General features: G+C 32.2%; 21 protein-coding genes and 2 tRNA genes. 17 read left to right on the top strand and 6 right to left on the bottom strand.

Going from position 1 to position 23,169, the window contains the following annotated elements; translation table 11 throughout:
* Nucleotides 1-97: 97 nt before the first annotated feature.
* On the bottom strand, nt 98-1,228 hold the full coding sequence (locus G508_RS0105855; protein WP_026704438.1) for a DegT/DnrJ/EryC1/StrS family aminotransferase: 1,131 nt from the start codon (nt 1,226-1,228) through the stop codon (nt 98-100).
* A gap of 129 nt (nt 1,229-1,357) precedes the next feature.
* Here G508_RS0105855 and G508_RS0105850 point away from each other — a divergent pair, with 129 nt between their 5' ends.
* The 4 genes from G508_RS0105850 to G508_RS0105835 all read left to right on the top strand — a co-directional run bounded on the left by G508_RS0105850 (nt 1,358) and on the right by G508_RS0105835 (nt 5,894).
* Nucleotides 1,358-2,593: a 3-deoxy-D-manno-octulosonic acid transferase gene (locus tag G508_RS0105850; protein ID WP_026704437.1), complete on the top strand. Its 1,236-nt coding sequence runs from the start codon at nt 1,358-1,360 to the stop codon at nt 2,591-2,593.
* A gap of 18 nt (nt 2,594-2,611) precedes the next feature.
* Nucleotides 2,612-3,064 (top strand): GNAT family N-acetyltransferase, encoded by a 453-nt coding sequence (locus G508_RS0105845; protein ID WP_026704436.1) that lies wholly within the window; start codon nt 2,612-2,614, stop codon nt 3,062-3,064.
* Nucleotides 3,065-3,334: 270 nt separating this feature from the next.
* Entirely contained in the window at nt 3,335-5,476 is a 2,142-nt protein-coding gene (locus G508_RS0105840) for a S46 family peptidase (RefSeq protein WP_026704435.1), read from the top strand.
* Nucleotides 5,477-5,693: 217 nt separating this feature from the next.
* Nucleotides 5,694-5,894 (top strand): hypothetical protein, encoded by a 201-nt coding sequence (locus G508_RS0105835; protein WP_026704434.1) that lies wholly within the window; start codon nt 5,694-5,696, stop codon nt 5,892-5,894.
* A gap of 63 nt (nt 5,895-5,957) precedes the next feature.
* Here G508_RS0105835 and G508_RS0105830 read toward each other — a convergent pair whose 3' ends face one another.
* The gene (locus G508_RS0105830; protein ID WP_026704433.1) at nt 5,958-6,308 is read right to left on the bottom strand and encodes a hypothetical protein; all 351 of its coding nucleotides are present in this window, start codon (nt 6,306-6,308) and stop codon (nt 5,958-5,960) included.
* A gap of 344 nt (nt 6,309-6,652) precedes the next feature.
* On the opposite strand from G508_RS0105830, the gene G508_RS0105825 reads away from it, so the two are divergent.
* From G508_RS0105825 to G508_RS0105775, 11 genes are all read left to right on the top strand, one after another.
* Nucleotides 6,653-7,966 (top strand): tyrosine-type recombinase/integrase, encoded by a 1,314-nt coding sequence (locus tag G508_RS0105825; RefSeq protein WP_026704432.1) that lies wholly within the window; start codon nt 6,653-6,655, stop codon nt 7,964-7,966.
* Nucleotides 7,967-7,975: 9 nt separating this feature from the next.
* Complete coding sequence (locus G508_RS0105820; protein WP_035694300.1) at nt 7,976-9,055, top strand: Fic family protein; 1,080 nt, start codon at nt 7,976-7,978, stop codon at nt 9,053-9,055.
* A gap of 593 nt (nt 9,056-9,648) precedes the next feature.
* Nucleotides 9,649-10,317, top strand: coding sequence for a hypothetical protein (locus G508_RS0105815; protein WP_157485887.1), 669 nt, complete (start codon nt 9,649-9,651; stop codon nt 10,315-10,317).
* 77 nt (nt 10,318-10,394) lie between these two features.
* Nucleotides 10,395-10,667 (top strand): helix-turn-helix domain-containing protein, encoded by a 273-nt coding sequence (locus G508_RS0105810; RefSeq protein ID WP_026704429.1) that lies wholly within the window; start codon nt 10,395-10,397, stop codon nt 10,665-10,667.
* Between the two features lie 288 nt (nt 10,668-10,955).
* The gene (locus tag G508_RS0105805) at nt 10,956-11,570 is read left to right on the top strand and encodes a hypothetical protein (protein ID WP_157485886.1); all 615 of its coding nucleotides are present in this window, start codon (nt 10,956-10,958) and stop codon (nt 11,568-11,570) included.
* Nucleotides 11,571-12,127: 557 nt separating this feature from the next.
* The gene (locus G508_RS0105800) at nt 12,128-12,598 is read left to right on the top strand and encodes a hypothetical protein (protein ID WP_026704427.1); all 471 of its coding nucleotides are present in this window, start codon (nt 12,128-12,130) and stop codon (nt 12,596-12,598) included.
* Nucleotides 12,588-13,130, top strand: a complete 543-nt coding sequence (locus G508_RS0105795) for a hypothetical protein (protein ID WP_026704426.1) — start codon at nt 12,588-12,590, stop codon at nt 13,128-13,130. The genes G508_RS0105800 and G508_RS0105795 overlap by 11 nt, the downstream gene beginning before the upstream one ends.
* 480 nt (nt 13,131-13,610) lie before the next feature.
* Entirely contained in the window at nt 13,611-14,141 is a 531-nt protein-coding gene (locus G508_RS0105790) for a hypothetical protein (RefSeq protein WP_026704425.1), read from the top strand.
* Between the two features lie 2 nt (nt 14,142-14,143).
* Nucleotides 14,144-15,532 carry an NUDIX hydrolase gene (locus tag G508_RS0105785; protein ID WP_026704424.1) on the top strand — a complete coding sequence of 463 codons (1,389 nt, stop codon included), beginning with the start codon at nt 14,144-14,146 and terminating at the stop codon, nt 15,530-15,532.
* A 12-nt stretch (nt 15,533-15,544) separates the two neighbouring features.
* A complete protein-coding gene (locus tag G508_RS0105780; protein WP_026704423.1) occupies nt 15,545-16,585 on the top strand; it encodes a nucleoid-associated protein in 1,041 nt (346 codons plus the stop codon).
* The gene (locus G508_RS0105775; protein WP_026704422.1) at nt 16,585-17,565 is read left to right on the top strand and encodes a RelA/SpoT domain-containing protein; all 981 of its coding nucleotides are present in this window, start codon (nt 16,585-16,587) and stop codon (nt 17,563-17,565) included. The genes G508_RS0105780 and G508_RS0105775 overlap by 1 nt, the downstream gene beginning before the upstream one ends.
* Nucleotides 17,566-17,777: 212 nt before the next feature.
* Here G508_RS0105775 and G508_RS0105770 read toward each other — a convergent pair.
* The 3 genes from G508_RS0105770 to mutS all read right to left on the bottom strand — a co-directional run bounded on the left by G508_RS0105770 (nt 17,778) and on the right by mutS (nt 20,709).
* Nucleotides 17,778-17,863, bottom strand: a tRNA-Leu gene (locus tag G508_RS0105770).
* Nucleotides 17,864-17,876: 13 nt separating this feature from the next.
* A tRNA-Gly gene (locus G508_RS0105765) sits at nt 17,877-17,949 on the bottom strand.
* A 153-nt stretch (nt 17,950-18,102) separates the two neighbouring features.
* Complete coding sequence (mutS, locus tag G508_RS0105760; protein WP_026704421.1) at nt 18,103-20,709, bottom strand: DNA mismatch repair protein MutS; 2,607 nt, start codon at nt 20,707-20,709, stop codon at nt 18,103-18,105.
* A 161-nt stretch (nt 20,710-20,870) separates the two neighbouring features.
* Here mutS and G508_RS0105755 point away from each other — a divergent pair, with 161 nt between their 5' ends.
* Nucleotides 20,871-21,356, top strand: a complete 486-nt coding sequence (locus tag G508_RS0105755; RefSeq protein WP_026704420.1) for a DUF1573 domain-containing protein — start codon at nt 20,871-20,873, stop codon at nt 21,354-21,356.
* Nucleotides 21,357-21,428: 72 nt separating this feature from the next.
* Entirely contained in the window at nt 21,429-21,965 is a 537-nt protein-coding gene (locus G508_RS0105750; protein ID WP_026704419.1) for an RNA methyltransferase, read from the top strand.
* 13 nt (nt 21,966-21,978) lie between these two features.
* On the opposite strand, the gene folK is transcribed toward G508_RS0105750, so the two are convergent.
* Nucleotides 21,979-23,115 carry a 2-amino-4-hydroxy-6-hydroxymethyldihydropteridine diphosphokinase gene (gene folK / locus G508_RS0105745; RefSeq protein WP_026704418.1) on the bottom strand — a complete coding sequence of 379 codons (1,137 nt, stop codon included), beginning with the start codon at nt 23,113-23,115 and terminating at the stop codon, nt 21,979-21,981.
* Nucleotides 23,116-23,169 lie beyond the last annotated feature (54 nt).

The raw sequence follows: 23,169 nt of genomic DNA, 5'->3' as shown, positions 1-23,169 counted from the left end.
TTAAGAAATAACGTGTTGCAAAAAATGCAATAATAAACACTATGACAAAAACTACTATCGGATAGATGTTCTTTTTTGGAGTGTTTTGCATTAAAATTTAGTTGAAAAATTCCAAAACACTGTCAGTTATAAACTTGATTTGATCGTCATCTAGTTCCGTATGCATTGGAAGCGAAATCACTTCTTTGACCAACTGGTTTGTAACTGGAAAATCTTCTTCCTTATAACGCGAATCTAAATAGGCCTTTTGGCTGTGTAGCGGAATTGGATAATAGATAGCACAAGGAATTTCTTTGCTTTGCAAATGTTGCATTAAGGCATCTCTGTCGGCATCGATGATTCTTAAAGTATATTGGTGGAAAACGTGGTCGTCTCCATTCAAATCAAAAGATGGAACTACGATATTTTTGTGTCCCGAAAGTGCAATATTGTATTTGTTTGCTGCTGCACGACGTTCAGTATTATAAGTATCGAGGTTTGGTAATTTAGCATTCAAGACGGCAGCTTGAATACTGTCCAAACGTGAATTTACACCCACAACATCATGATGGTAACGAACATACATTCCGTGATTTACAATCCCTCGAAGTTGATGTGCAAGTTTGTCATCGTTTGTGAAAATGGCACCACCATCTCCATAACAGCCTAAATTTTTTGATGGAAAAAACGAAGTTGAAGCAACGTGACCCATAGTTCCAACTTTTTTCTTAGAACCATCAGCAAACGTATAATTAGCTCCAATTGCTTGAGCATTATCTTCAATTACATATAAATTATGCTCTTTAGCCAAGGCCATAATCGCCTCCATATTGGCTGCTTGACCAAACAAATGTACTGGAACAATTGCTTTTGTTTTTGGAGTTATGGCTTTCTTGATGGCATCAATAGAAATATTAAAAGAATCGATTTCAACATCTACCAAAACCGGAGTCAACTGCAATAAGGCAATAACTTCAACGGTTGCGGCAAAGGTAAAATCGGCTGTGATAACTTCATCTCCTGGCTTTAAATCCAAACCCATCATTGCAATCTGCAAGGCATCAGTACCATTTGCACAGGGAATTACATGCTTTACATCAAGATATTGCTCAAGATTTTTCTGGAGCGTGCTAACCTGTGGCCCATTGATATAAGTATTGGTGTCTAAAACTTCTTGGATTGAATTGTTTACGGTTTCTTTTATTTTTTCATATTGACCTTTAAGGTCCACCATCTGGATTTTTTTCATTATATCTGAATTTAATATTATGTTTAAAAAACGTAGATTTCTTAAACGACGTACAAAAATAGTCATTAATGATATTCCTTCATCAAATTAATGCAAGAATCCTTATTTTAGCCATTCAAATAAGTCGATATGTTTTTTCTCTATAATCTTGTTGTTCAGGTCGCTTCATTTTTACTAAAAATCGTGGCATTGTTCAGTGCTAAAATTAAACTTTTTGTTGAGGGAAGGAAGATTGTTTTTCCGACTTTGGCAAATGAAATAAAACTAACAGACAAAACGATTTGGTTTCACGCAGCATCGTTAGGCGAGTTTGAACAAGGTTTGCCAGTGATTGAAAAAATCAAGGAAAAATATCCGAATCATAAGATTGTGGTGACTTTTTTTTCTCCTTCGGGTTATGAGGTTCGAAAGAATTCTAAAGTGGTGGATGTGATTATTTATTTGCCTTTGGACACTAAAAGCAACGCCCAAGAATTCTTGAAATCTGTTCATCCGGATTTGGTTTTCTTTATCAAATATGAATATTGGCCGAATTATTTGAATGAATTAAAAAAACAGCAAATCCCAGTCTATCTTATTTCGGGGATTTTTAGAGAGAACCAAGTTTTCTTTAAATGGTATGGTGGATTTTATAGAAAGGCTTTGGATACTTTTGAACATTTTTTTGTTCAGAATGCAAAATCAAAAGAACTTTTGTTGAAAATTGGAAAGACGAATGTTACGGTTTCAGGCGATACCCGATTTGACCGTGTGGCTTCGATCTTGGAGAAAGACAACTCGCTTGATTTTATTTCGGATTTTAAGAATGATACTTTGACAATTGTTGTGGGGAGTTCTTGGCCAAAAGATGAAACTTTGTTGGTTGACTTTATCAATTCGAATAATTATAATGTGAAGTTTATTATTGCTCCACACAACATCAAGGAAGACCAAATCCAGCAACTGAAAAATAATATCTCTAAAAAAACTGTTTTGTTTTCCGAAAAAGAAGGTAAAAATCTAGCTGATTTTGATGTCTTTATTATTGACACCATTGGGATTTTGACGAAAATTTACAGTTATGCTGATATCGCATACGTTGGTGGTGGTTTTGGAAATCCTGGTGTTCATAATATTTTGGAACCTGCTACATTTGGTGTTCCGATTGTGATTGGCCCAAATTTCACGCATTTTGCGGAAGCGATTGCTTTAGTAAATATGGAAGGTTGTGTCTCGATTTCGAATCAGAAAGAGCTGAATGAAGCTTTTGAGAATTTGATTCAGAATGAAGATATCCGGTATGAAAAAGGACATATTTGCAGCACTTTTGTTCAGATGAATAAAAATGCTACCGAAACTATTTTGAAGAATTTAAATACAGATTAGCACACATTTATTTTGAATATGATAAATTTCAAATCTTTACAATCTTCTGATATTGACATCATTCTCCCGATGATGGAGGATTTTTATGCCATCGACAGTTATCCTATTGATGTTGAAGTGTCTCGAAAGTTGTTTGAAAAATTTATAGCCGATGAAAAACTTGGAAGAGCTTGGCTGATTTATTTTGAAAATGAAATCGTTGGCTATGTAATCCTGACGTTTGTTTTTAGTTTTGAATATAAGGGAACGATTGCTTTTTTAGATGAATTGTATCTGAATGAAAAATCCCGAGGAAAGGGAATTGGCAAACAGGTTGTCGATTTTATACACGAGCAAGCGATTTTACTTTCTTTGAAAATTATTTATTTGGAAGTGGAAGGCCATAACGAAATGGCTCAAAAATTATATTTAGCTAAAGACTTCGTGGTCCATAATCGTAAGTTGATGAAGCTGGTTCCGAAGTTATTGTAGCCACAATATTGGCAACTGCGGTTGTAAAATTGCCTAAAGTTTTCTCCTGAAGCTTCGGGATAGCCCTGACTGGAGGGAAAATCCTTTTTGTTTTTTCTTTAAAAACAAAAAGATTTGGAAGGAAGGCAGGAATATGGATTACCTCAAAAACCCAAGCGATTCGCTCCTAGACTTATCAAAATGTTAATTCTGTATTTTTTTTAACTGAAAATCCTATATTGCCGAAGATTTCGCAATTTGCGGATTGTTTTTTAACCTAATTATTATTGTATGAAGTTTTTAAGAGTATTACTCCTTTTATTTGTTGTGTCAGTTCAGGCCCAACAGGGCGGAATGTGGATTCCTTCGTTGCTGAAAGGGATGAATGAGAAAGAGATGAAAAGCCTTGGCATGAAGATGTCGGCTTCGGATATTTATGACGTGAACAAGTCGAGCTTGAAGGATGCTGTTCCGCATTTTAATGGAGGTTGTACGTCGGAAGTGATTTCTCCAAAAGGACTTTTATTGACGAATCACCATTGTGGTTTTGATGAAATCCAATCGCATTCGTCACTTGAAAACGATTATATTACGGATGGTTTTTGGGCAATGAAAATGGAAGATGAGTTGCCAAACAAGGATTTGGTGGTGACATTTATCGTTAAGATTGAAGACGTGACGACTCAGGTTTTGGAAGGAACTCAAGGACTTTCGGAAGCAGATAAACAGAAGAAAATTCAGCAAAATATTTCTTCGCTTAGTAGCTCTTTACCGAAAGAAAGTTGGCAAGAAAATAAAATCCGTACGTTTTATGACGGGAATCAATATATGCTTTTCTTGACGGAAACCTATAAAGATGTGAGGTTGGTTGGAGCTCCACCAAGTTCCGTTGGAAAGTTTGGTTCTGATACTGATAACTGGGTTTGGCCACGTCATACGGGAGATTTTTCGCTCTTCAGAATTTACGCAGATAAGAACAATCGTCCTGCAGAATATTCAAAAGACAATGTTCCGTATACACCTAAACACTTTTTGCCAATTTCGTTAGATGGTGTTGCTGAAGATGATTTTACATTGGTTTTTGGTTATCCAGGAAGGACTTCAGAGTATTTGCCAGCGGTTGCCATAGAGCAAATTGTGAAGGAATTGAATCCTGCAAAGGTGGAAATTCGTGACCGTGCTTTGAAAGTTGCCGATGGTTTTATGCGAAAAGACAAGGCCATCAAGATTCAATATGCCTCAAAATATGCCAGTATTGCCAATTATTGGAAAAAATGGATGGGTGAAACGCAAGGTTTGATTAAATCGAATGCGGTTGCGGTAAAAAAACAGCAAGAAAAAGCATTTCAAGAGAAGGTTGTAAAATCAGGAAAACAAGCTGAGTATGGCAATTTATTGTCTGATTTTGAAAGTAATTACAACGAGATTTTACCTTATGCTTTGAGCAGGGATTATTTTATGGAAACGGTTTTGAGAAACACAGAAATGCTCAGCTTGGCCTATAAAATGTATCAACTAGAGCAAATTTATAACTTGAGAGGCGAACAATCGTTTAATGACCGAAGAAACAATTTGGTTGAAGGATTGGGAGCTTTCTACAAGGACTTTAATGCAAAAGTGGATGAAAAGGTCTTCGAGCAATTGATTGATTTGTATGCAACAAAATCTCCAAAACAGTTTTTACCACAGAGCTTGAACAATATTGACGCTTCGAAATTAGCTACGGAAGTTTATGGACAATCTCGATTGACTACTTATGACGGTGTGAAGGAATTACTAAAAGGCGATTCTAAAACAGTTTTGGAAAACTTGAATAACGATAAGGGCTTCCAAGTTGTAAAAGCAATGGCTGATATATTTGTGAAAGAGGTAAATCCTAAGTATGAAGAAATCAATTTAAAGATTACGGCTTTGCAAAGAACCTATATGAAAGCTCAATTGGAATTGAACAAAGATTCTAGGATTTTTCCTGATGCAAACAGTACTTTGAGGGTAACATACGGAAAAGTGAAAGGCTATGAGCCAAAAGATGCTACTTTATATACTCCTGTAACCTATTTAGATGGTGTGATGGAAAAATACATTCCAGGCGATTATGAATTTGACGTTCCTGCAAAATTGATTGATCTATATAAAAAGAAGGATTACGGTCAATATGGTGAAAAAGGAAAAATGCCTGTTTGTTTTATCGGTACAAACCATACAACTGGAGGGAATTCAGGAAGTCCGGCTCTTGATGCGAAGGGAAATTTGATTGGTTTGAACTTCGATAGAGTTTGGGAAGGGACAATGAGCGACATCTATTACGACCCAGCGATCTGTAGAAACATCATGGTGGATATGCGATATGTACTTTTTATCATTGATAAATATGCCGGAGCAAAAAATTTGATCGATGAAATGAAATTAGTTCACCCTAAAAAGAAAAAATAATCCCCTTAAAAACAATTGTTTACAGCTTCTTTGAAATTTTATTTAACATCTCTTAACTTTTTCTTAGTGTTTTGTATTTTTGGCACAGTAATTGTAAAATGATTTGACGTTGCAAGGGAATTTATTTTTTAAAAAATATTTTCAAAAAAAAATAATCATAATAAAAAATTTATATCTTTGCCTCGAATTAATAATTAACCTTTTATAATTAAGTAAGATGAAAAAAGCATTTTTAAGTTTAGCATTAGTAGTAGCATTAAGCGTATCTTTCGTATCTTGTAAAGAAACTGCAAAAGAAGAAACTACAGTTGAAACTACAACTGAAGAAGTTGTAACTCCAGAAGTTGAAGCTCCTGCTGTTGATACTACTGCAGTTGACACTACAACTACAACTACTACAACTACTACAGCTGAGTAATTCTAGATTCTAGTAAAAAAAATTAATCCCGCTAAAAGCGGGATTTTTTTTTGCTTTGATTTTTTATTCTTGATCTGCAAAAATATCTGCTCCAGAAAAATCAAGTGTTTCAGCTTTTGGAACGTAAAGTTTTACTTCCGCAATTCCTTTTTCAAGCCTTAAAACCGTATTAAATTTTCTGCTTGTCGCATATACCTTATCATTAATGATGAGCCTGTAGAAAAACTGCCCTCTTGATGTTTTAAATTTCATGCAAAAGGCTGTTTCCGCATTTGTTTTAATTAATTCGATATCGTCTTCGATGTCCATTTTTAATTCATAGGTAGCACTCGAAAAGACAATCTTGCCTTTTCTGGATGTATAGACGAATTTATAGTGATCTTCATCTTTTTTCGTGATAACGAATGCCCCCATGTTTTTTAAATATCAATTATTGAAAATACAAATTCCAATTAAAACTGTAGAAAATTACTGAATTATATCAATAAAAAAAGCTCGTAATTTTCATTACGAGCTTTTGTACTCAGAGCGGGACGCAAACCCCATCAATTTCTTCAAATTGACCTTTGTACAAAAAGCCCTGCTTTTTGGACAAAAATAGCAATAAATTCAACACATGCAAGGGATAAAATAGTAAACTTAAGAATTTAAAATAATTTAATAAAATTGAATGCTGTTTAAAAATGTCGGGCAAATGTCGGGCAACTTTTAAAACCTATTACTATATTTTATACTTTTGGTTTTCAAAAGTGTAAGTTATGGCATCCGTACAATTTAGATTAAGAAGTAATGCTAATAAAAACGTTTCAATTAAGGTTCGTTTAATCATTGGAAGAAACAAAGACGTTGAAGCAAACACAGGGTTTACAATTAATCCTAAAGAATGGAGCGAAGCAACCAACAAACCGAAACAAAACACCGCTGAAAACAAACGTCTATTTAACGACCTTAAAAAATTAGAAACCTATCTTTTCGATAACCTAAACAATGATTTGGCTGATAGCGTAATTATTGACAAATATTGGCTCGAAAACAAAATAAACGACTGTTTCAATAGAATTGAAAAAGTTGATACTGGATTGTTAGTAAATCATATTCAACATATTATTGACAATGCAAACACAAGAAAAATAAAAGGAAGTAGCAAAATTGGACTTTCGGAAAACAGAATAAAAGGCTACATCACTTTTAAAAATCTTATCAAAAACTACCAAGAAGTAATCAAAAAGCAAATCCATTTATTAGATGTGAATAGGCTTTTTGTTGAAAAATTCACAAACTGGCTAATCAATGTACAACATTATTCTACAAACTATGCAGGAAAGCAAATAGACAATTTAAAAACAGTTTGTTTGGACGCTGAAAAGTTGGAAATCCCTATAAACAATCAAATTAAGCTTATTGAAAGTTTTAGCGAAAATGATGAAGACCGCTTTATTGCAACATTATCATTTGAGGAATTAGAAACAATTAGAAAGGCTGAACTTGAGAATGTAGCCCATATAAATGCGAGAAAATGGATTCTAATAGGGTGCGAAACAGGGCAACGGAGTATCGATTTACTTTCAATTACAAAAGATAATTTTAGAAATAACACTAAGGGGATTTATTTAGATATAGTGCAGAAAAAAACCAAAAAGCACATTACTGTTGGAATCATAAAAAACCACATCATTGATATTATAGAAAATGATTTCCCGTATAAAATCAGCAGTCAAAAACTAAATCAATATATTAAAGAAGTTTGCAAAATTGCTAAAATTGATGAGGTCATAGAAGGGAAAAAAATCGATAAAGACACTAAAAGAAAAAAATTAGGCTTTTACCCAAAACACGAATTAATAGCGAGTCATTGTTTTAGACGCTCTTTCGCTACAAATTACTATAAAAAAATACCAACACCGATTTTAATGAACATTACTGGACATTCTAAAGAAAGTATTTTTTTGAAATATATAAATAAAAGTGAAGATAAAGACGCAAACGCTGATTTGTTTATGGAACTTTCAGAAAAGCTGACCAATTACAAAGAACCTCAACTAAGGATAATTAAAAATGCAAGTAACCAATAAACGTATGCTATGCAGGATCTAAATCAAAATTTCATATTACCATTTTTACCTCCACAAACCGAAATAGAAACCGCCAAAATTTTAAAGCAACTTTCAAAGGCGCATAGATATTTGGCGGAACTCAAAGGAACTGTAAAAACGATTCCCAACGAGAATATTCTAATTAATACCTTGACTTTGCAGGAAGCGAAAGACAGTAGCGAAATAGAAAACATCGTTACCACTCACGACGACTTGTACAAAGAAAACATTTTGATTGACACCCACAATCCTGCAACCAAAGAAGTCTATAATTATGCACAAGGATTGAAACAAGGTTTTGAAATTGTACGGAAACAAAGTCTATTGTTGAACAAACATATTATTGGCATACAGCAAATTTTAGAAGAAAACAAAGCAGGTTTCAGAACGCAAGCAGGAACAACATTAAAAAATCAAAAAGGCGAGATTGTTTACACACCTCCTCAACATCCTGACGACATTTTGAACTTAATGGCAAATCTTGAAAAATTTATTAATGATAATGATTTTTCAGATTTAGACCCGCTTACAAAGATGGCAATCATACATTATCAATTTGAAAGCATCCACCCCTTTTATGACGGAAACGGTCGTACAGGCAGAATAATTAATATTTTGTATTTAGTATTACAAGGATTGTTAGATATACCTATTTTATATTTGAGCCGATATATTACACAAAATAAGGCCGAGTATTATAAAGTGTTACAAGAAGTCAGAACCAAAAATGATTGGGAAAGTATGATTTTGTATTTATTAAATGGCGTTGAAGTTACTGCAAAACAAACTATTGACTTAGTTACAGCCATCAAGAACCTGATGCAGGAATACAAAAATCGAATTAGAAAGGAATTACCTAAAATTTATAGTCAGGATTTAATCAATAATCTATTTAAAAACCCATACACGAAAATTGATTTCTTACAGAAGGATTTAGGAGTAAGCTATTTGACTGCTCGAAAGTATTTGCAAATATTAGCAGACAAAGGCTTTTTACTTAAAGTGCAAATAGGGAAATCAAGTTATTACATCAACGAACCACTACTAAATACATTTACTAAGGAATAATATCTATTAAGCATTAACAACAGAGTGTTTCGCTTATAAATAACTATACAACAATTAAATAAACGACATTAGCACAAATAGGAACCATACAAACAGCACAACCAACAGAACGTTTATAAGAAAGTCCATTTCAACAACACAAACAACACAAACAATAGAAGCAACACAACGTTATAAGAAACACAATTTCCTATAAACGACCAACAGAACGTTTATAAGAAAACGCTATTTAATATAAACAACAACATAAACAACACAAACAACACAAGCAACACAACGTTTATAAGAAACACAATTTCTTATAAACGACCAACAGAACGTTTATAAGAAAACGCTATTTAATATAAACAACAACACAAACAACACATGTTTATAAGCAACACAATTTCCTATAAACGACCAACAGAACGTTTATAAGAAAACCCATTTCAACAAACAACACAAACAACACAAACAACACAAACAATAGAAGCAATAGAGGTAATAGAAGAAATAGAAACAACGCAACGTTTATAAGAAAACCCATTTCAACAACAGAACGTTTAATAAGAATATTACGCTCAACAAGTGCTTCAACAAAACATAATATGCAAATGAATATACATTATACTTTTAAAGAATATGAGCAGGCATATCAAAGTCTATTGGATAAGTTCATAAATGAATATGAAGATAATAGTGAATTAGATTTTTTGGCAATTCAATTAGAAAATTACAATACATATGTTCAACACGTTACACTACTTGAGTATGGTGGAGATGTAAAACTTCCTGAATATATACTACGGGGATATTCTATGATTAAGGAACTGGAAGATAAAATTTATAAACAAGATGAAATCTCTCCAAGGATGTATGACTATGAAATGATTGACAAATTGTATAGAAGTTTTAAAAAAATAATACAGTTTATTAATTCAAAAAAAGAAAAGATTAAAAACGAAGATTTAACTATCCCAACGAAAGAGATTTCAGAAGAAATAGACTTAAGCGATTCGAGCGGAATAGAAAAAATAATTATGCTTTATAAGTTAGGTATATTAGATTTTCTAAAAACAAAATCTCCGTTTAAATCCTCAACAAACTCTTTGGCAAGTGTAATAAGCGGAATAACAGGGGTAAATACCACTACTGTACAATCATATATAAATCCAATAAACAATCCTAACGTAATTCAGAAAAACAACCCTTTAGACAGCTCTAAAGCAGTTGAAAAGGTTGAAGTTAAATTGCTAAATATCGGTTTCAATCCTGCAAAATAAACTCATTTAAACTTTTTAGGGAAACCCTAAAATTCCCCTAATGTTGATTTGCCCCATAACAATAAAACACAGAAGTTATGGGAACAGTTCAATTTATTCAGGTAACACCTGAGCAACTACAAAACGAAATCCTTAAAGGGATTAAACAAGAATTAGAACAACTTAAAAAAGACTTTCAACCAAAGCAACCAAGCGAGTATTTGACCCGAAATAATGTTGCAGAAATGCTAAAAATCGACCTTTCGAGTGTTCATAACTGGACAAAAAAAGGAAAGCTAAAAGCATACGGCATCGGTGGTCGTGTTTACTATAAACGTGATGAGGTTGAAAATTCAATCATTGAATTGTAAGCAATGATTGATTACGCAAAGCTTGTAATAATTGGAACTAATCCAAACAAATTACTGGATAATCCTTTATTAAACTTCTTTGACAAGATAGAGCGAAAAACGGGCGAGCTAGGAAAATACCAACAATCAAAATATAACGGTTTGCTTTTTAAAATTTATTATGGAAACGAGGGCAATAACTGGTACGGCAGGATAACACTCGAAGGAAGTTTACACAAGTTTTGGAACAATGGCAAGCACAACTACAATGATTTTGGAATAAACGCTTTGCTTGAAGTCCTTAAAATTTTGAAAAACAAATTTGGTATAACTCCCGAAAACTGTCGTATAAATCAAATCGAATTTGGGATTAATTTGATTGTTCCTTTTTGCGTATATGTATTTTTATCAAATTGCATAATGCATAAAAAATCAAGGTTTAAATGGTGCAAAACAAACGGGAAAGGTCACTTTATTTTAGCTGAATACCAACGATATATTTTCAAGCTGTATGATAAAGCAACGCAATATAAAAATCAAAATTACTCAATTGATAATGAAATTTTACGACTTGAAATTAAGTATCGAAATATGGAAGATTTGAGAACAAAATACAAAATTTATACCTTAGAAGACTTTTTAACTTTTGGGTTAGAAAATTTTGTAACTCTTTTAATTGAAAAATGGGAAGAAGTTATTTTTTTTGAAAAAGAAATATTTGAAAATACTAAATATGAATACAAGTACAATAATGTCAATTTTTGGGAAGAGTTAAACCCCGACAATTTCAAATACCACAGAAAAGAAATGGATAAAAAGATTGCAAAATTTGGCAAAAGCACAAAAGACTACATTGCCAAAGCCATTCAAGAAAAAAGCAATGAATTATTACAAACACTACCCGAATTAAATATAAACGTATAGCTTTAAAAAGGGTAGGATTTTACAAAAAGCACATTTACATTTCATAAATTCTACACTAAAAAACAAAAAACACATAAAGGTTTAAAAAGGGTAGGATTTAAAGTTCACAAAATTAAAGCTTAACTACATAAAAACCTACAATACCATCATTTCATAAAAAAGATTGTAAATTTGTCTACAAACAATTCAAAAAAGAATGAAATAAAAATAAGATTTTAAAATATTGATAAAGCGTTAGTCTTTATTCTTGCTTTGGAAAACTGGTAATTTTAAAAAGTATACAAGAATAATAGAATTAATGCTCACGTTACGGCGTGGGCTTTTTCTATTTTGTATACAGGTATACCAGTACCTCCAAAGCAGATAGATTATAGTTCCACGCTTTTTTTATTGAACAATACGGCTTTCCGTAAAGTTTATTAAAAAACTGTAATTAGCTTGGGACATTTTATTGTAAGCATCAAAAAAAAGCGTACATCATTTGTTAGTTCCACGCTTTTTAATTTGTCTAATTTTTACTTTGGGACGAGTAGAAAAACATAACGTGAAAACATCTTATGAAAAAATTATTGTTTACCTACCTTTTATTAGCTTTTACAGCTTTCTCATTCTCACAAACTACGATTACTTCTAAATGCACGATTGATTTTAGTTGTAGTCAAAAATATGGTATAACAGCAACTGAAAGGGAATATACTTTAACGGTCGTTTACGATAAGGACAATTTGAAGTTTAAGACAGCTAACGGCAAAATCTTTTCTGATCTAAACACTTTTACTATTACAAAAAAGACCGATAAATATATTGTTGGTACAAATAGTGATGGTAATTATGGCTTTTTTGATCTCAAAAAAAAGCACTTCTATAATATCGACTATTATATGAGCAGATATTTAACTATGGGATATGGCTCAAAGACAACAGAGGTAAAAGAAACAGTCCTAAAGATGATGGAAATTTTAAAAAAAGGCGGAAATCAAAAGGACGTTGTGCAAGAACTTATTAGACAGGCTGAATATGATTTTTAAAAAATACCCACAGAAACAAACAAACTATTCATTCGCATTGTTTGCGATTAGCATTATACTTTCAAGTTGTCAAGATAAGGAAGGTAAAGAAGCCATACAAAAGACCGAAACCAAACAAGAAGTAATACTTCCAAAACCTACAAATGAAGCCAAATTAAACGGGCAATTTATTTTTGATTTAACAATGGAAGACAAAAACAACCCAAGCAAGAAAGGACGTGATTACATAACGAAAAAAGCTGTAGTGGATAACATAAACTTAGATATGACATTTTACGGAAATAGCAAAGGAGTTGGTTTTCTTGATAATGGCAAAAACAAGTATATGACACAAAAAATGATAGAAAGCCAACAGTTTGAGTATAAAATACAAAATGACACTCTACTATTTAAAACAAAAGAAGATAGCCGATTTAAGTCGTTTGCAGTAATATTAGACGAAGGCATAAACAAAGATTATTTTGAAGTTCATGTCATAGGCACTCGCTTCCCTATCGGGCTTTATAAGATTGGCGAAAGTCCAAAACAGTAGCTTAATGAGATTTTAATGACTTATAAAAGCAACTATGCAAAACTCAGAAGACTAATAAGTAATTACTTGTTTGAAAGCTTTTAAACATTACTAAAGCATTTATATAGTTGAATTTAGGCTTTTATTAAAGAGCCTTATTGTATTATTTATAATTTTTAAAATTTAACTGGACAAAACGGACACAATATGACAGCTTTTAGAAAACCACAATGAATAATTCACAATCAAATGTAAATTTTTGCTTTTTTTTATAATTGTGAGAATACAGAATTTAAGCGAAATGCTTAAAACGCTTAAAAGTGCTTAAAAGTGATCAGATAATGATAAATAAATATTAATCATTATAAACAAAACTGACAAAACTGACACTTTCAAAACTGACAATCTATTAAATGTAATTAGTGATAAAAATCTGTAAATGCTTATACATAAAATAATATGTATATATTTGAAACATACTTATAATGAAAAACTATCACAATGAATGCAAAAAATGAATGGTTTAAGCTTAACAAAGGAAGTCGCAATTTTTTGTATACCTATCTTACCATTTTATTACTCTTTTCACTCATATCATCAGGAGTGTTAATATTTTTAAAAGCAGAAATAATTGAAATATTAAAAATAGAAAAACTCTCAATTTTAGGGTGTATTGTTTTTCCTCTTCTAGGAAGTAGCATATTCTATATTAGAAAACTATATAAAGCCTCTATAAATCTTGATATAGTTGAGCCTTCAAATAATGAGGATCAAATTCGACAAATTGGAATCATATTTTATTTTGTTCTTAGACCAATTTTTTCAATAGGATTAGGTCTTCTTTTGTTTTTATCATTTAAAATTGGGGTTTCCGCAATGGTTAAATCTCCCGAGTTAAATGATGGGTTTGTTTATTCTTGTATGTTTTTTTCATTTTTCATAGGCTATTCATCAGGCGATGTTATCGATAAATTAGAAAAAGTAGGTAAAAATATAGTTAGAAAAAGTTTTGATTCAACAATAGACAATTAACAATGGCGGTAAACAAGGAATCCATAAAGTTATTAGAGGAAAAAGCTCGACAGCTTAAAATATTAAAAGATAAACATGGCAAAAGACGCCCTGTTTTGATTGAGTTTTGTGGCACTCCAAAATCAGGAAAAACCACTTCTATATCCGCTTTAAATATATTCTTAAAGAGAAATGGATTTAATACAGAACTAATCCATGAAATGGCAATTTTTTGTCCTATAACAAATAAAACTCATCCACATTTTAATACATGGACATTATTTTCATCCTTAACGGAATTAATTAAGCACTATTCTAATAACAATATTGATTTTATATTAGTAGATAGATCAATTTTTGATGCTTTATGTTGGTTTGATTGGCTTAATACTTCTAACGATGAGTCACCTTATCTTGACGATCAAACCTTTCTCTCTTACGAAAACTTACTTATTGGCAGTAAAATAATATCAAGTTTATTCAGCCTAACTCTAGTTTTTAAAGCTAACCCTGATATATGCATAAAGAGGGAGTTTTCTTTTTTACTCACAGACAAGGCGGGCTCAATAATGAATAAACATGTTTTATCTTCATTTAATAAATCAATAGATAATTGCTTATCTAAATATAAAAACAAATTTAATGAAATAGTAGTTTTTGACACTTCAGATGAGGAAAAGCCCGAAGAGGTTAACAGAGATGTGACAGAAAAAACTTTAGATTCATTGTTGAATTTAATAAAAGAAGATATAGGTTATTTACCGCAAGAATTAGCAAATAGATTAAAAGAAGGCGTAAATGATTTTTCAGTTTTAAGTGCCGAAATACTGCAATTTAACGACAGAGATTCTGTCGAAAAAACAAATAATATTCAACCTATTCCTATTGCTGTCATAACAAATGAGGATAAATCCAAAGTTTTAATAGTGAAAAAATCGGAAAAGAAAGCTGAAAAAGGCTCACCTGAACGGAATAGATATTTACTTTATATGGGAGGACATATTCGTCAGGAAGACAAACACAACGATGAAAACTCATTATTAGATGTTTTTAAAAACACTTTAAATCGAGAAATTTTTGAAGAAATTGGAGAATCAATTTATCCGAAAGAAATTAATCCATTTTTAATTTATAATAGCGATAATCCCAAGAGTAAAAAACATCTAGCTATATGCTTTACTATCAAGTTGAAAGATTTTGAATTTAAAAATTTTAAAATTGTATCCGAGGAATTAGTAAAAAAGACAGGTACTTCGAAAAGTGGTCATACATTGAGCATTGAAGAAGTTACTCTTGATTTTGCGAATGATTTCGAACCTTGGAGTTTAGCTATATTAAAACATGTATTTGGAAAAGCTCCAAGTAAGAATCAAATAGAATTATTTGGGGAAAATAGCATAAGTGATAATTAACAACCTTTATAGATGGCAATTACAATAGATACAGGTACAATTACAATTGAAAAAATAATTGTTCACAGCATTCCGAAGCATAAAAAAGATGATTTTACACTAGAACCGCAGTATAGTGAGCAGGAAAGCTCACTTCCTGATGATTTACGGGTGTTTTTTAAAGAGAAAGTTGTTCAATCGCTTGGAAGTAATAAAGAATTGAGAGTATGCTATGATACAGAAAGTGTTTCTCCTTTATCTACACATATTAATAAAATAATCGATTCAGATGGTAAAGATTTCATTTCCCAATCAAAATCGATGGCAGAATATCTTTATAAGATTCAGGATGGTCAAAATGCTTCAGGTATTTTAGTTATTATTTATGGGAAAATAAATGACAAAAGCACTTGTATCATAATTAAACTTGAGCGAGATGAGGGAGCACAATTAGAATTAGACCCGATTACAAAATCTTTTAATATTAAGAATGTAAAAGACCTAATGCTAACAAAAAAGACAAAGATTTATAAAGTTGGATTGTTTATTAATAAATTAGCTTTCAAAGCTAAGTTTGACGGGAGCACGGCAGATTTACAGATTGACCCAAAAAGCAAAAAAGTCGTTACCACATGGTTCATTGAAAAATTCCTAGGATGCAAACCCGTTGAAAACCCAAAAACTACAACAAAAAAATTTTATGACTATACAACAACCTATATTCAAGCTATAGAAGACCCAGTAAAAAAAGTAAAATATACTCAAGACCTCAATTCATATTTACAGAAAAATTCTCATAACATTAGTGCCAAAGAGTTTGCCAATGACTATATGGAAACTACAGATAAAGAAAAATATGGTAAATACCTAGGAGAAAAGAATTTTAGAATGTCCGAATTTCCAAAAGATAATGACTATATCGAGGCTAAGATAAAAACGATTACAATGACATTTACAAATGATATAACAATAACTGGTAAAAAAGGAACATTCGAAAAAAATGTAAAATTAGAAAATCAAGAAGACGGCACAACTAAAGCTGAAATTATTTCAAAAGTAAAAACAGTGCGTTAATGAACGATGTTCAAGAAATAGTTGAATTATGGAATAAGGATAAACCTAAATATGAGAGTTTGGGTAAATTAATATTTTCTTTTATTCAAGACAAAATTACCGATCATGAGATAATACCCGAAGTCCATTATAGGACTAAGGATCTCATAAGTATAATCAAGAAAGTAAAGAAAAAAAAACTTGAAAAAGAATACACTTATAATCACTTAAATGATAAATTAGGCATTAGAATTATTTGTAAATTTCAGGAAGAAATGGAAATAATCGACACATTTTTAAAAGCGAATTTTAATGTTATCAATCCTGAATATAAGCATGAACATCTAGACTTTAATAAACTTGACTATATTTCAAATCACTATGATTCAAAAATTAATTGCTTAATAAAAGAATTCAAAGATTCTGAAGAATTCAAAGATTTGATTTTTGAAATCCAAGTAAGAACCCTAAATCAACACGCTTGGTCAAATACGTCACATTCCTTATCATATAAGCAGGAAGCAAATATGCCTCCTAATTTAAAAAGGAAAGTATATCGTTTATTATCATTATATGAACTGGCGGATGATGAATTTTCAAGTGTAAATACAGCTCTAAAAGATAGTGAAAATGACTTAGTATACAAGTTATTAAGGAAACTTGAGGGTAAATTTTATAAGTTCGCCAAATTTGATTTTGACAGAGATACATCTCTAAGGTCTATTAAGATTATTCTCAATTATTTTGATGATGAAAATGACAAAAAAGATTTAATTGAAAATATTGAAAAATTCATTTCGAGTCATAAGGAAAAAATAACAGGGATTTTTGATACATATCGTGGTCGTTTTTACGAAATATTATTGTTAACTCAGCCTGAAGTATTTATAATTTGGTATATGTTAACAAATACTCCCTTTACAATAGAAGACAAGTGGGACAATGATTTCGATATAGATGATCTTGAAGAAATTAAAACACTTTGGGGGAATACTCTATAGCTGTCTTCTAAATTTAGATCCTACTATATTTAACTTATTTAAATATTTAGTTATGAAAAGACAAAACCTATATAAAGCTTTATATATTAAGTGAACTTTAGGAAAACTTAAGAGAATTTGTATGAAATTGCGATTGTCGGGCAATAGTCGGGCAGGAGTGAAATAAAAAAACCGCAAACAATTAATAATTAAAAGTTTACGGTTTTCTCGTGTACTCAGAGCGGGACTTGAACCCGCACGAACATTGCTGTTCACTGGATTTTAAGTCCAGCGTGTCTACCAATTTCACCATCCGAGCATGTATGGTTTTGAGCGAAAAACGGGGCTCGAACCCGCGACCTCGACCTTGGCAAGGTCGCGCTCTACCAACTGAGCTATTTTCGCATTTCAAATTCTAAAAGAACTACAATACTTGTTCTGTATTGCGGATGCAAATGTAGTACATTTATTTACTTATGCAAACGTTTTTTTGAAAAAAATAATATAAAATACATAACTTTCTGATAACGTAGTTTTTACTTATTCCGGTTTGTCTGACTATTTTTTAGTCAGCATCCTTTTGATTTCATTGAGCTTCATCAAGGCTTCAACTGGGGTTAGGGTATTGATGTCCAAATTTAGAATTTCGTCCTTTATTTCTTCTAATAGAGGGTCATCTAGATTGAAAAAACTCATTTGCATTTCGTCTTTCGCTTGTTTTATTCCGTTTAAGGCTTCCCCTGAATGATCTTTTTCTAATTTCTTCAAAAGTTTTTGGGCTTTCAAGATTACAGTTTGTGGCATTCCGGCCATTTTTGCAACATGAATTCCGAAACTATGAGCACTTCCTCCTTTTACCAGCTTTCTGATAAATAGCACTGTATCTTTTAATTCCTTTACCGAGACATTAAAATTTTGAATACGGGGTAAAATATCGGTCATTTCATTCAGCTCGTGATAATGTGTCGCAAATAAGGTCTTTGGTTTTGAAGGATGTTCATGCAAATATTCTGCAATAGCCCAAGCAATCGAAATTCCGTCATACGTACTTGTTCCTCTTCCGATTTCATCCAAAAGAACCAAGCTTCTATCCGAAATATTGTTCAAAATTGAAGCCGTTTCGTTCATCTCCACCATAAAAGTAGATTCTCCCATCGAGATATTATCCGAGGCTCCAACTCTGGTGAAAATTTTATCCACAACACCCATTCTGACAGAATCGGCTGGAACAAAACTTCCCATTTGAGCCAGAAGTACAATCAATGCGGTTTGTCTTAAAATGGCTGATTTACCCGACATATTCGGACCTGTAATCATAATCAACTGTTGGGTCTCTCGGTCTAAATAAACATCATTTGCGATATAGGGAACGCCAACGGGCAATTGCTTTTCAATAACGGGATGACGGCCATTTTTAATTTCTAGTTCAAATGTGTCGTCTAATTCTGGACATACATATTTATTTTCGATGGCAAGTTGCGTGAATGAAGTCAAGCAATCTAATTGTGCTACCAAGTTTGCATTTAACTGAACAGGTTTTATATAGGTTGCAATCCAACCTACCAATTGTTCGAAAAGGTCTACTTCAAGCTTGTAGATTTTTTCTTCGGCACCTAGAATTTTAGTTTCATATTCTTTCAATTCTTCCGTGATGTATCTTTCAGCATTTACAAGGGTCTGCTTTCGGATCCATTCCGTTGGAACTTTATCTTTGTGTGTATTTCGAACTTCTATATAATATCCGAAAACATTGTTGAATGAAATTTTCAAGGAAGATATTCCTGTTTTTTCAGACTCTCTTCTTTCAATTCCTTCCAAATATTCTTTTCCAGAAGTTGAAATGGCTCTTAAATCATCCAATTCGGCATTCACACCTTTCGCAATTGCATTTCCTTTTGCAATCGCAACTGGAGCATCTTGGTTTAGTGTAGTTTTAATTTTTTCTCTCAATAAATCGCAACTGTGAAGGCTGTCGCCAATAATCTTGACTGCTTCATTTTTGCTTTCAAGCGCCAAATTTTTGATAGGAATAATGGCATCCAAAGATTCTTTCAAATACACGACTTCTCTTGGACTGACTTTTCCTGCTGCAATTTTTGAAATCAAACGTTCCAAATCTGAAATTTGTTTGATTTGGTATTGAATGCTTTTTAAAACTTCTTGATTTTCATTTAAATACGAAACAACTTCGTGACGGTTTCTAATCTTATTAATGTCTTTCAAAGGCAAAGCCAGCCATCTTTTTAACAAACGACCGCCCATTGGCGAAAGCGTTCTGTCAATTACATCCAAAAGTGTCACTGCATTTGGATTGTAACTTTGATACAATTCTAAGTTCCGAATGGTAAAACGATCCATCCAAACATAAGCATCTTCGGCAATTCTTTGAATAGAAGTAATGTGTTGGACTCTATTGTGTTGTGTTTCGGATAAATAATACAAAATAGCTCCCGAAGCAATAATTCCTTCCTGTAATTCTTCGATTCCGAAACCTTTTAACGAGACGGTTTGGAAATGATTGGTCAACGTTTCAAAAGCATAATCTTCTTTGTAAATCCAATCTTCTAGATAAAAACTATGAAAATCTTCTCCGAAAATTTCCTTGAAATCACCTTTATTATGTTTTGGAACTAAAACTTCACTCGGATTAAAATTCTGTAATAGCTTGTCAATATATTCATCGTTTCCTTGAGCTGTCAAGAACTCACCAGTTGAAACATCTAAAAAAGAAATTCCGATGGTTTTTTTTCCAAAATAAATCGATGCCAAGAAATTATTGGATTTGGATTGCAAAACCTCGTCATTCATCGAAACTCCGGGAGTTACCAATTCTGTAACACCACGTTTTACAATCGTTTTGGTCATTTTTGGATCTTCGAGTTGATCACAAATGGCAACACGAAGTCCTGCTTTTACCAATTTAGGCAAATAGGTATTCAAAGAATGGTGTGGAAATCCAGCCAAAGCGGTTTCTGTTTCTGATCCTGCACCTCTCTTGGTTAGTGTAATTCCCAGAATTTTAGAAGCACGAACGGCATCTTCACCAAAAGTTTCATAAAAATCTCCTACTCTAAACAACAAACATGCATCAGGATATTTCCTTTTGATTTCGTTGTATTGCTTCATTAGCGGAGTTTCTTTGGGGCTTTTTTCTTTTGATGACAAGGTGCTACTATTTTAAAATTACAGGTTACGAATTTATGAATTTTATGTTTGTAAACCCTAATGAATTTGCATTTGCAAGTCGTTAACATGTCGTTAACAACAGGAACTTTATTTTTTCCTAAATTTGCTTATATAAATTAAAATTTTAAAATCTACATAAAATGAAAAAAGGTATAGTATTATTTTCAACAATCGCTTTATTATCTTTCAGCGGTTCATTTGCTCAAGAATCATCTAAAAAAGTAAAGCCTAAAGCAAAAGCTACAGCTACTAAAGTTGAAGCTCCAAAGGTTACAGGTCCTGGAATTCTTTTTGAAAGCGAAACGATCGATTATGGAACAATTCCTTACAAAGCAGATGGAAAACGTGAATTCGTTTTTACAAACAATGGAACTGAGCCATTAATCATTAAAAATGCTCAAGGATCTTGTGGTTGTACAGTTCCAACATGGCCAAAAGAGCCAATCGCTCCAGGTGCTAAAGCTGTTATTGGTGTGAAATATGACACTGCAAGAGGTGGTCAAGCTTTTACAAAGTCAATCACTTTGACTACAAATGCTGCAAACCCAACAAAAGTGTTAACAATCAAAGGAAATGTTTTGGCTAATCCAGATGCTCCAGCAAAAGCTGATGCTCCAAAAAGCTAAATTCTAAGCTAAAAATAAATCAAAAAGCTTCCATTCTGGGAGCTTTTTTTGTGTTTAAAAAAACTATCGATTATGCGAAAGCTTGAAAATAACGAACTTGAACGAAAATCTGTTGAAGATTTTAAAACTGCTGAAAAAACTCCTGTCATCATTATCTTAGACGATATCCGAAGTCTGCATAATATTGGGTCGGTTTTTAGAACAGCAGATGCTTTTTTGATTGAAAAAATATATTTGTGTGGGATTACTGCAACTCCTCCAAATAAAGAGATTCATAAAACAGCACTTGGAGCTACCGAGACTGTAGCTTGGGAACATCACAAGAGTGTTTTGGAAGTTATAGAAGAGGTAAAAAACGAAGGCGTAAAAGTTTTTGCTGTAGAACAAGTTGAAAGTGCTATTTTTCTACAAAATTTTGAAATCGAAGCTGGAAAAAAATACGCTCTGGTTTTCGGAAATGAAGTTTATGGTGTTTCGCAAGAAGCAGTAGCATTGTGTGATGGCTGTATAGAAATTCCCCAACTCGGTACAAAACACTCATTAAACATATCCGTAAGTGCTGGAATAGTAGTGTGGGATTTATTTAAAAAAATCAATAGTTCCGATTAATTTTTAATTGGAATTATTTTTTGATTTTGCTTTGAATTTCCTCCAATACAAAAATATAATCTTCTTGATTGTTTACGAAATCTTTATCGGAAACATCAATAATGAGTACGTTTAAATCGGGTTGTGATTTTATGTATTCTAAATATCCACGGTTTATTTTTTCAAGATAATCCGCTTGAATATCTTGTTCATAGCTTCGGCCTCTCGTTTTTATATTTTGCAATAATCTTTCGGTATTCTGATAGAGATAGATGTATAAATCGGGCTTTTGCATTTCCTTGTAAATGATGTCGAAAAGCTTTCTGTACAATCGATATTCATCTTCGGTCAAGGTAACTTTTGAAAAAATAAGCGATTTGAAAATGTGATAATCGGCTATGATGAAATCCTTGAACAAGTCAAATTGGGCCAAATCATCCGATAATTGTTGGTACCTGTCGGCCAGAAAAGACATTTCCAGCGAAAAGGCATATCGACTTTGGTCTTGATAAAATTTAGGCAAAAACGGATTGTCTGCAAAACGTTCCAACACCGTTTTGGCATTAAAATCTTCGGCAATTCTATTGGTTAAGGTTGTTTTTCCAGCACCAATATTACCTTCGATTGCTATATAATTAAATTGATTCAGATTGAAGTATTGCAAAGGCGAATCCAGTTCCTGAATGATTTTGCATTCGCTTTTATCATTTGTAGTAGCCAATAATTCTTTTGTGTTTTGATTTAAGATTGGATGCAAAAAATCAGAATTCAAATCGTGCATTGGCAACAAAACAAACAATCTGTTTTGCATTTCAGGATGCGGAATTTTTAAATCTTCGGTTTCAATTACTTCATTATTGAATGCGATAATATCAATATCTATTGTTCTGGCTTGATAACCTTCTTGATTGTTTCGAATTCGGCCTAATCTATTTTCAAGCGCTAAAATTTCGGATAAAAGGAGTGCTGCAGATTTTTCAGAATGAATTAAAACCGCACAATTATAAAAATTAGCACTCTCAAAACCCCAAGCCGGTGACTCATATAGCTTTGATGTTCTAATAATTGTTCCTATTTTATTATGTATCAAATGGATACATTTTTGAATAGTTGAAAGCTTTTCGCCTTGATTACTTCCAATCGATAAAATGACTTGATTTTGCCTCTTCATAGTTACAAATTAAGGAAAACAATTTTAATTAAGAGGTATGAAACGGTAGTTATA

It is taken from the genome of Flavobacterium soli DSM 19725 (genome assembly GCF_000422705.1).
GTDB classification, from domain to species: domain Bacteria; phylum Bacteroidota; class Bacteroidia; order Flavobacteriales; family Flavobacteriaceae; genus Flavobacterium; species Flavobacterium soli.
Note: the sequence above shows the minus strand (reverse complement) of the source record. Positions and strands in the feature narration are given on the sequence as shown.

Excerpts from the sequence above, each read along its gene's own strand:
- G508_RS0105810 (WP_026704429.1), top strand. The coding sequence starts at position 10,395 with ATGGGAACAGTTCAATTTATTCAGGTAACACCTGAGCAACTACAAAAC.
- G508_RS0105755 (WP_026704420.1), top strand. The coding sequence starts at position 20,871 with ATGAAAAAAGGTATAGTATTATTTTCAACAATCGCTTTATTATCTTTC.
- G508_RS0105820 (WP_035694300.1), top strand. The coding sequence starts at position 7,976 with ATGCAGGATCTAAATCAAAATTTCATATTACCATTTTTACCTCCACAA.
- G508_RS0105830 (WP_026704433.1), bottom strand. The coding sequence starts at position 6,308 with ATGGGGGCATTCGTTATCACGAAAAAAGATGAAGATCACTATAAATTC.
- G508_RS0105780 (WP_026704423.1), top strand. The coding sequence starts at position 15,545 with ATGGCAATTACAATAGATACAGGTACAATTACAATTGAAAAAATAATT.
- folK (WP_026704418.1), bottom strand. The coding sequence starts at position 23,115 with ATGAAGAGGCAAAATCAAGTCATTTTATCGATTGGAAGTAATCAAGGC.
- G508_RS0105800 (WP_026704427.1), top strand. The coding sequence starts at position 12,128 with ATGAAAAAATTATTGTTTACCTACCTTTTATTAGCTTTTACAGCTTTC.
- G508_RS0105790 (WP_026704425.1), top strand. The coding sequence starts at position 13,611 with ATGAATGCAAAAAATGAATGGTTTAAGCTTAACAAAGGAAGTCGCAAT.
- G508_RS0105815 (WP_157485887.1), top strand. The coding sequence starts at position 9,649 with ATGAATATACATTATACTTTTAAAGAATATGAGCAGGCATATCAAAGT.
- G508_RS0105835 (WP_026704434.1), top strand. The coding sequence starts at position 5,694 with ATGAAAAAAGCATTTTTAAGTTTAGCATTAGTAGTAGCATTAAGCGTA.
- G508_RS0105855 (WP_026704438.1), bottom strand. The coding sequence starts at position 1,228 with ATGAAAAAAATCCAGATGGTGGACCTTAAAGGTCAATATGAAAAAATA.
- G508_RS0105850 (WP_026704437.1), top strand. The coding sequence starts at position 1,358 with ATGTTTTTTCTCTATAATCTTGTTGTTCAGGTCGCTTCATTTTTACTA.
- G508_RS0105775 (WP_026704422.1), top strand. The coding sequence starts at position 16,585 with ATGAACGATGTTCAAGAAATAGTTGAATTATGGAATAAGGATAAACCT.
- G508_RS0105845 (WP_026704436.1), top strand. The coding sequence starts at position 2,612 with ATGATAAATTTCAAATCTTTACAATCTTCTGATATTGACATCATTCTC.
- G508_RS0105840 (WP_026704435.1), top strand. The coding sequence starts at position 3,335 with ATGAAGTTTTTAAGAGTATTACTCCTTTTATTTGTTGTGTCAGTTCAG.
- G508_RS0105825 (WP_026704432.1), top strand. The coding sequence starts at position 6,653 with ATGGCATCCGTACAATTTAGATTAAGAAGTAATGCTAATAAAAACGTT.
- G508_RS0105785 (WP_026704424.1), top strand. The coding sequence starts at position 14,144 with ATGGCGGTAAACAAGGAATCCATAAAGTTATTAGAGGAAAAAGCTCGA.
- G508_RS0105795 (WP_026704426.1), top strand. The coding sequence starts at position 12,588 with ATGATTTTTAAAAAATACCCACAGAAACAAACAAACTATTCATTCGCA.
- G508_RS0105750 (WP_026704419.1), top strand. The coding sequence starts at position 21,429 with ATGCGAAAGCTTGAAAATAACGAACTTGAACGAAAATCTGTTGAAGAT.